At 36.3% G+C, this 8,292-nt stretch carries 12 protein-coding genes; 3 read left to right on the top strand and 9 right to left on the bottom strand.

Annotated elements, in window-relative coordinates:
- Positions 1-30 precede the first annotated feature (30 nt).
- On the bottom strand, positions 31-960 hold the full coding sequence (locus PHE37_RS09525) for a WYL domain-containing protein (RefSeq protein ID WP_300008492.1): 930 nt from the start codon (positions 958-960) through the stop codon (positions 31-33).
- Between the two features lie 84 nt (positions 961-1,044).
- On the opposite strand from PHE37_RS09525, the gene PHE37_RS09520 reads away from it, so the two are divergent.
- Together PHE37_RS09520 and PHE37_RS09515 are read left to right on the top strand one after the other, a co-directional pair.
- Positions 1,045-1,167: a hypothetical protein gene (locus PHE37_RS09520; protein WP_300008489.1), complete on the top strand. Its 123-nt coding sequence runs from the start codon at positions 1,045-1,047 to the stop codon at positions 1,165-1,167.
- Positions 1,168-1,180: 13 nt separating this feature from the next.
- Positions 1,181-1,414, top strand: a complete 234-nt coding sequence (locus PHE37_RS09515; RefSeq protein ID WP_300008486.1) for a hypothetical protein — start codon at positions 1,181-1,183, stop codon at positions 1,412-1,414.
- A gap of 4 nt (positions 1,415-1,418) precedes the next feature.
- Here PHE37_RS09515 and PHE37_RS09510 read toward each other — a convergent pair whose 3' ends face one another.
- The 8 genes from PHE37_RS09510 to PHE37_RS09480 all read right to left on the bottom strand — a co-directional run bounded on the left by PHE37_RS09510 (position 1,419) and on the right by PHE37_RS09480 (position 6,674).
- Positions 1,419-2,540: a Fic family protein gene (locus PHE37_RS09510; protein WP_300008482.1), complete on the bottom strand. Its 1,122-nt coding sequence runs from the start codon at positions 2,538-2,540 to the stop codon at positions 1,419-1,421.
- A 103-nt stretch (positions 2,541-2,643) separates the two neighbouring features.
- Entirely contained in the window at positions 2,644-3,063 is a 420-nt protein-coding gene (locus tag PHE37_RS09505; protein ID WP_300008480.1) for a single-stranded DNA-binding protein, read from the bottom strand.
- Positions 3,056-3,229, bottom strand: coding sequence for a hypothetical protein (locus PHE37_RS09500; RefSeq protein ID WP_300008478.1), 174 nt, complete (start codon positions 3,227-3,229; stop codon positions 3,056-3,058). Before PHE37_RS09500 ends, PHE37_RS09505 begins: the two co-directional genes overlap by 8 nt.
- The gene (locus PHE37_RS13865) at positions 3,216-3,404 is read right to left on the bottom strand and encodes an AlpA family phage regulatory protein (protein WP_366881159.1); all 189 of its coding nucleotides are present in this window, start codon (positions 3,402-3,404) and stop codon (positions 3,216-3,218) included. Before PHE37_RS13865 ends, PHE37_RS09500 begins: the two co-directional genes overlap by 14 nt.
- Before the next feature lie 8 nt (positions 3,405-3,412).
- Positions 3,413-4,873, bottom strand: coding sequence for a MobF family relaxase (mobF, locus tag PHE37_RS09495; RefSeq protein WP_300008476.1), 1,461 nt, complete (start codon positions 4,871-4,873; stop codon positions 3,413-3,415).
- A 150-nt stretch (positions 4,874-5,023) separates the two neighbouring features.
- A complete protein-coding gene (locus PHE37_RS09490; RefSeq protein WP_300008474.1) occupies positions 5,024-5,620 on the bottom strand; it encodes a hypothetical protein in 597 nt (198 codons plus the stop codon).
- Positions 5,620-6,381: a division plane positioning ATPase MipZ gene (locus PHE37_RS09485; protein WP_300008472.1), complete on the bottom strand. Its 762-nt coding sequence runs from the start codon at positions 6,379-6,381 to the stop codon at positions 5,620-5,622. The genes PHE37_RS09490 and PHE37_RS09485 overlap by 1 nt, the downstream gene beginning before the upstream one ends.
- On the bottom strand, positions 6,381-6,674 hold the full coding sequence (locus PHE37_RS09480) for a hypothetical protein (protein ID WP_300008469.1): 294 nt from the start codon (positions 6,672-6,674) through the stop codon (positions 6,381-6,383). Before PHE37_RS09480 ends, PHE37_RS09485 begins: the two co-directional genes overlap by 1 nt.
- 161 nt (positions 6,675-6,835) lie before the next feature.
- On the opposite strand from PHE37_RS09480, the gene PHE37_RS09475 reads away from it, so the two are divergent.
- Entirely contained in the window at positions 6,836-8,020 is a 1,185-nt protein-coding gene (locus PHE37_RS09475) for a hypothetical protein (RefSeq protein WP_300008467.1), read from the top strand.
- Positions 8,021-8,292 lie beyond the last annotated feature (272 nt).

Raw genomic sequence — 8,292 nt, 5'->3', positions numbered from 1 at the left:
AAGGAGAGGTGCGACACCGTTGTGTCCGTTTTACCCAATCAACTCTTCGATCTGTTTATTCAAAAAGCTATCGGCAATACTTTTGGCTTTAAGAGCTAAGGGTTTTGGAGAGGTGATGATGAGATCTGGCATCCATTTCTTAACCTCTTGCATGATCTCTCGTTCCGAAGTTGCCAATACTTCGATTACCATGCTTCCATCCTCATAAGTTTTTAGTATTCGCTGGGTACTAGCGAGTGGTCTACGGTGAAAATATTTTGCGATTTCAGGGGAAGCTTTGAGTGTCACTTCAAAAGGTTCTTTGTCGGGTTCAAACCATGCGTTGATGGCACGTTCTAGTATCCGGTACGTTGCATCGTTAGGAATGAATTTCTCTTCGGTAATTTCAAGATGATCGATCCCTTTAAAATAATAGGTCTTGAGTTTGCTCTCCATGAACTCTTCACCATAGAGATACCAGTACCCTTCAAAGGAGACAATTTTATAGGGATGAACATGACGGAGTTTGTTGTTGTAATTAAACCGTACCCTCTTGTTCTCCATAATTGCTTGTTCGATGATATGGAAGTGTCCAAGTTTATCGGAGATATCTTCGATAATGGTTTTAGAGTAGATGGGGTTTTTAGTATTGTTTTGGAGTTTGGAGAAGAGCGATTTGGCTTTGACACCGAATTCGTTTCCTATTCCTTCGGCGATATTTCCCAGCATCTCCAACACCAGTGCCTCTTCGGGGGTTCGCTCTTTGGTGAGTGCATGACCAAATTGCATCTTCCACTTACTCCCCTGCTTCTCTATTGGAAAACGGATAAGGCGCTGATTGAAATCACGCTGGATGGTTTTCGTGGATACATTGAACTCTGAGGCTAATTCTTGAACCGATAATACTTCGCCCTCATACAATCGCTGCAGGATGATAGTTAAACGGGTAAGGATTTTATCGTAGTCATGAATTTGTCCCATATGAATCCTTTAAACAGACACTATGTTGTCCAATGATGAGTGCATCATATCGAAATCTAAATTAACACCGTAAAGGATAATGCTATGGAATCGTTGATGATCACAACACTGGCTCTAGTATGGGTGACTCTAAAAGTCAAAGAAATGCACACTGAAGCGGGTGTTTATGATGCTCTTAAAACCCTCACCTTTAAATTCATAGCATAGACAGGAGAATATTATGATGCAGACCAATCTCTCTTCTACAGCAGCGCGGGCTCATGCGCAGCGATCCCGTCCGACTCACCAAGCCTATGGTCTTTCTAAAATGACCTCGTCGCTCTACTCTCATCAGGGTGAACAAGTCTATCTACTCGATACCTACACGAAGATGGGTAAACGGATCGCTCTTGTCATGGACAGCGAGGATGAAAGTATGTATGAAGTATTTTTTGATCAGTTAATGGCATCGTAATATTTTAGCTATACGCAATATCATAACCGGTACTTCGTCCACCGGCTCCACGGCTGATGATGCATCCTTTGTCCAATAGATCACTCAAATCACGGCTCGCAGTAACACGACTGCAATCACTCAGTGAAGCATATTTACGGGCATTCATTCCGCCTTCGAATCCTTCTTTACCGGCATCTAAAAGGCGATTGAGTACTTTCTTCTGTCGAGAATTGAGATCGGTGTGAATATGAAGCTGCCAGAATCGTGATTTGGCTACAACCTTTTCAATTGTTCCATGGGCATTTTGCTGCGCGGTAAGAACGGTTTTTAGAAACCATCCTATCCATGCAGTAATGTCCATTGTGCCGGTAGTCGTTTGTTCCAAAACGTCATAATAGCCGCGTCGTGTATCATTGATAGCTGAACTCATTGAATAAAGACGTAGAGAGCTATTTTCCGCTCGACTGAGCATCATATCCGATAATGCACGAGCAATACGTCCGTTTCCATCGTCCATCGGATGAATGATGACGAACCATAGATGAGCGATTGCAGCGCGAACATAACCATTTTCGTCATTTAGACCATCGATAAAATCAAAGAAGCGTTTCATCTCTTCTTCGACTCTATCACGTGGCGGTGCAACATAATGAACTTTTTCTTTACCGATACGTCCTGATACGACTTGCATAGGTTCATCGCCTCGGTACGAAGCGACATTGATCTTATGCATACCGGAGTATCCATTTGGAAAAAGTGCCGCATGCCAGGAGAATAATCTATTTTTATCAAAAGCTTTTAGTGCGTTTCTGGAGGCATCAAGAAGAATATCGATTAATCCATCGGTTTGGACAGTAGAACGGTCTTGTGTTTCATACGAAATACCGAGTTTTTTAAAAATGGATGATCGGACCGAGTCTCGTGAGAGTATTTCCCCTTCGATCTCAGAAGTGGTCACGGCATCAAGAGCCAAGGTTTCGCTTTGCATTTCAAGCAGGTGCTCTTCACTCAATCCCTTGCAAATACCATCGAGCAGACCCTGTTGATATCGGATCTCTTGTAAGAGAGTCTGAAATGGTGTCAGGTCATACGTAAAGTGTGGCCAATTACTATTTTGCCAAATATAGGTTTGATACGTTTGCATGGATTAATTGTATCATATAACGATATGATTAATTCATTATTCGAATCAAATGTTTGGCATTTAACATAGAAAGTCTAGACGACTTTCTACGTTAAAGAGCAGTTCAAAGTTTAATTTTCACCCCTTCACCCACATCAATATCAATCGAATCTTCAAAAAGGTTTTGATCATTGCCATTTTCTTCAGAATCCATATTGTCAATACAGAAAAGATTCGAAGACGAAGATTGTGATACACAATCTAATATCTGGACAGATTCAACAATGACATAATGTTTTGAATTTTTTTCATAAATTCTGCCATCGACAAATACTTTTGATCCTCCATGTAAATTATCCAATGCAAAAGCAATCAAATCTTTTCTAAAAACGAGATCAATCAGCAATGTTTCTTCATTGGTGTTTTTAAGTTGCCCATTTTTTTGGAAAACAGCAATAGTACTGCGTGCTGACATTTCACCTTCTTCCGTAGTAATTGCTATATCCCTGATCAGATATCCAGATAATGTGACAACATTAAACATACATCACCCCCATTTTTTTAAATCTAATATTTTGCATGTCAAGTGAAGGTGGCAATGCCACCTTCCAAAACGACTTAGGATATAATTTTGGAGTTCTTTTGTCAGAACTTTTTACAGAAGAGAGAGTTGCAGCTTTCTCTTCTACCTGTTTATCATTTTTGCTCATTCCATTTTCCTTCCACGAAATCGTTAATATCCCTTTCATGCCAGACTCTCACACTGTTCGAGAGCTTAAAACCTGATGGGAAGCGCTTTTGCTTGATCCATAGCCATATTGTAGAACGGCCCAATGAGACTCTTTGTTGGACGTCTCGTATCCTTAATAATCGATTTTGCTCCATGTGACTCCTTATTTTGGATTAAATACAATATTGGGCTGATCCCAAACCTCATCTTCACGGTTGAACAATATATCTTCACTCATGGTTTCGGTACCGGAATAAGACCCAAATGTTTCTCCACGCTCTCGATTTTGTTCACTGCGCACAATACATATTCTCTCATCGATGGCGATGTAGATGGCATCGTTAAGATTTTGACAATATTTGTCAAAATATTCGTGTGCTCTTCGAGCGTTTTGACAACCTCTTTTTGAGAGTTCGAAAACTCCACCAGTATAATTTTCAACGACTCCTCGTCGAGTTCCTGAATCATCTTGGATCCTTTCATTTTTTTGAATTTTTTGGTTAATAAATCGCTTTACGACTTCTACATAATCACCTCCTTGAAATGGTTTATAAATTTCATCGATATACGCACCTGTCCCTCGTACAATAGCTCTTATAGCTATATTTTTAAGGATTCGCTCCTTCGAGAATTTAAACAGTTTTTCTCCCTCCTTGCGATAGATTTCATAAATTACTTCTGCCAAATTAATTGGCTCGTGAGTCATTGCATTCATTTTTAAACGACACATATGTTCAAAAGTGAAGCCTGCGCTTTCAAGTTTCTCAACATTGCTTCTGATAATTTTTGAAACATCTTTTTCACTTTGTTTTTGACGGTTCTTAAATTTAGCCAAATGAGCGATTTTGTATCCAGGTGCATTGTGGTAATGAGCTTTAAACTCTAGCTTGTACTTTTCGATTTCATTGCTTCGTGAAGAAAATAATGTTTTTATTTGATCTGATATACCTTCAATTTCAAAAAAACCATATTTTTTATCCGTGAGTCGTAGCGAGTAACCACAAGTAATCAGACGCTTCGCCAATTCACTTCGATAGAGAGCCCCATAAAGCTTTGAGGATCTGATGATCAATGGATTTTGAAGAGCATAATATTGATTTCTATTTTTAGTGAATGGAAATAGTACACAATGCCAATGAGTATGAGCCTGTTGTTCGTCGCTTGAATTAAACAAGTGCATAAAATTTGCGGTTATACACGAGTTACTTCGAATTTTTTCTCTATATTTTTCAGAACGAACCCTATATAAAACATGTTCTTTTTCTATAAATTCGATTAATGATGTATATGCATTAATATCTACATTCATCAATTCCATCGCCAAATTTTCGTCCCATTCGAATGCAACAACTTGAACTAAGCTTACAGTTTTTGGCTTTGGTATTACTATTTCGATACCAAAACGTTTTTTACCTGTAGTATTTTCTTTTATGAGTTGTTTTTTAGTAATAGGATTTATTCCACTACTTAGAATCTCAAAATCTCTTTTAATCACTTTTTGCTTTTTTGTTAAATTGAAGCTATCACATAAATTACCAAGCCACATTGAATGGTGGATATATTTATCAATAGCAAAGTGATAATCAGTTCTTTTACCTGTTAACATGAAACTCTCTACCGGCATTGCGATCCCTCCTTTGGGCGTAAGATATAGAATACTTAAACGAACAACGATGTAACAATGAAACATCCACACCAGATACAAAGGTGAAATATTCGTGCCACAAAACAGCTACACGTAGCACTAGTTAGACTAAAAAGTGCTACAAAAAGGCTACTTGTAAACTCTAATGAAATACCCACTCTCAAGTTGCTTCCCAAATAGTTGATAACCAGGTTTAAGTTGCAAAATAACTGAATTTCTTTTGACCTCACTCTGCTTAAGGCCTATCCTCTCGAGAAACTCGTGTTCAATCTGATACTCTCGAGCTTTCGTCCCCTCAGAAAACCCTTTGTCATATCCTATTGGATACCCTTCGCGAATTCCGTAAATCAATCCGACCACACCTGCAAGCAAGCATATCCCGATTGCTGACAAACCTACCGAAAAGACTGAAAAAACGCGGATGCGATCTGCTGCTTCTTTAATACCAGAAGACGCTTTTTTGAGACGCCTTGATTCATCAATTAAAACATCCGTCTCATTTTTAATAGAGATCGTGCTGTTTGATAATATTTGTTGATAGGTCTCCACCGCATTCTTTGATGCTTCCTGCATAGGTTTTTGGAAAAAACTGCTCATTTTATTAATTTCAGTCAGCGTTTTTTCAACTTTTGGCATCATTTCAGCCAAATCAGATTTTTCCTTTTTAAGAACTCCTATTGCATGAAAAAGGTCGTCAACAGACGACCTAAATTGTTCCAAATCCATCATAGATCCCTCAATATTTCAATCGCCTTCTTCATATCCGCCAAATCGTTATCTATGAAGTTTTTGCAAGCTACAGAAATGTGATATCTGGAAAACTGTGTTTTAAACCATTCTCGATCACCATTGGCTTTTTCGATCAAATAATCACGTATTTGATCTGGAGTATAGTCTCTAGCTAATACAGCTGTATCAGTTATCGTTTCGCCAAGCATTGATGACAGATCAAATACCTCAGTTTTTGGAATGTAGACTGTAGGAAGTTTTTTATATTCCACTTTTACACCGGGAAGGCCATATTTCTCAGATCCATTCCAAAAAATAAACTGCTCTTTACTACTTGAATTACCAATCACCAAAACTTTGTATCCCTTCAAAGCATCAACTGTTGCTGTTATGTTTTCAATTTGAGCACGATCACTCATAAATGGACAAATAAAAATCAATTCATCATACGACGATGAGTTTCTTAACGTATCGATGATTTCATTCAAATGGCCATTGATGATAATGTCACCACCATTTTCTGCTGCATCAAAAATTGCTTCGGCCAAGGTATTGGTAAAATCTTTAGATTTGACGGCACGCATTTTTCCACGCAATTGGTTGCTGTTAACAAATACCTTAGATGTATCATGATCATTTTCGACCTCAATGACACACGCAACACCATCGACAAGTGCCGTAACTACCTGAAAACCGAGCGTTGATTTACCAACACCACCTTTTTTTTGAATAACAACTATAATTCTTCTGACTTTCACTATTCGCCCTTTTTGTCAAATTTTTCAAAGAATTGATCCTTGTAATCTTTTTGGTGAGTAATACCATCTGGGTTATTACGCACAAGACCTATCTGATTATCACGCCTATCCATAAAGCGTTTTATTTCTGAGGGATAAGCATTTATGCCATTTTCCTGAAGAGCTTCAGATATTTGTCGATACGAATATCCTTGATCACGCATTGCCTTCATTTCTGAATAGAATGGCAACAACTTTGATGCATTTTTTCTTGGAGCATGTTGCTCCGTGTATTGTTTAAGTGACTTTTTCATACACTTTATGGACTCCTTTATTGTTTTGATGTTGTCATTTAACCAAAAAGAGAGGTAGCTTGTCTAAAAAAAAAACCGAAAAAAAATCGGTTTTTTTATTTGACAAAACAATAAAAAAACAAATTAAAAAGTTATATTTTTAGTTATACAGAAGGGTCTATATGCAGATTTCTCAAGAATTTATTTCACAATTAAAAGAATTAAACAACTGTTTTTCATCATCACAATCCGCATGCAAATCAGAATTTTTGAATAACGATTTTATGTCAATATTTTGCCAAATGGATCAAAAACAAAGACTTGAATTACTTCAAAACTTGTTAGAAAATAAAAAGTCACCGACTAACGATATAAGTAATCAGACGAATTTTATCAATACTTGCTTGGAAAATGAAAACACTAGGCAAGTGATCATTTTTATATTATGGCAAATGCTTTTAGTAGATGTTAAAAATCATTTCACCCAAAATTTTGTAAATCATGACTCATTTCCAAATGTCGCAAAATACACATCTATTGATGTGTCATCTGTTATCAAAAGAGCAACAGAAGATGATCTTCATAAGCATTCACTAGAATATCTTTTATTTACAAGTTTGAAAAATTTCATTTTATTTGATACATCATGTTTTGAAATATCGCCAGCTTTATTAGACTTAAAATTTAATTGGGAGTCATTGGATAATGATAATAATAAAGAGTTGTTGATTATTCAAGAAATGATTGACAACTCTTTTGACTATCTCATTGCATACATACGAGATGAATTTAAAGAGCAAATCATTAATCTAGATTTTTTTCAATATTATTTACACAAAAAATCAAAAAATGAAAATAACAGATTCACATTTCTAGGCGTTATAGCCGATCAAATGGATGAATTAGTTAAAGAGATAAGAAATTCTGCAAATAAATATGACAAAATTAAAAATATGCTAATGCTGTTAGCAAGTGACCAACAACTATTAAAAGCTACAGTTAATAAAAAAGTCATATTCCCTCAATTAGTATTTGTTCTTGCATATATATTTGCTGAGAAAGTTGTTTACGGAATATTTAGGAGTATGAGTTCATCAAACAATATTTTGGCTGACTTAAAAAAACAATTTGACAATGATTTGATCGCTTTTGAAATGATAAGCAGCTATTTTCTTGATATGTCACCTAATATTTCTGAATTGAAGAAAAAAATTCAACAGAAATATGATTATTATGTCAAAATAGAAAAATTTAATTTTACTTCTGATTGGGATCTTTTCGAAAAGATGATCAAGGAATACCAAGAAAATAGTGAAAAAGACAGTAAAGAAAAAGGTCAACAATCTTTAAACCTCCAAATTGAGTGATTTGCTTATCCATTTATTCAATTCTCTCAAAATTCACGTATTATTACACTACAATACTAAATGCATTTCCAAGTTTTAATGCGTTGTAATGATCCCGGAAAACTCTGCTTTTGACCCTTTCTGCATCAGGCAATAGAGTTACAAATGATATCTGATTGGTCACGAGGTCGTATAAAAGAATCTTGTTTTCTTTCTCCAATATCCGGAAGTAATTGAAGTTAAATATATATTTGAAAACGAGTGTTTATCGCACTCTCTCTACCATGCGATGT

Origin of the sequence: Sulfuricurvum sp. (genome assembly GCF_028681615.1) — a bacterium.
Classification (GTDB): domain Bacteria; phylum Campylobacterota; class Campylobacteria; order Campylobacterales; family Sulfurimonadaceae; genus Sulfuricurvum.
This window is presented reverse-complemented; position numbering and strand designations above follow the sequence as displayed.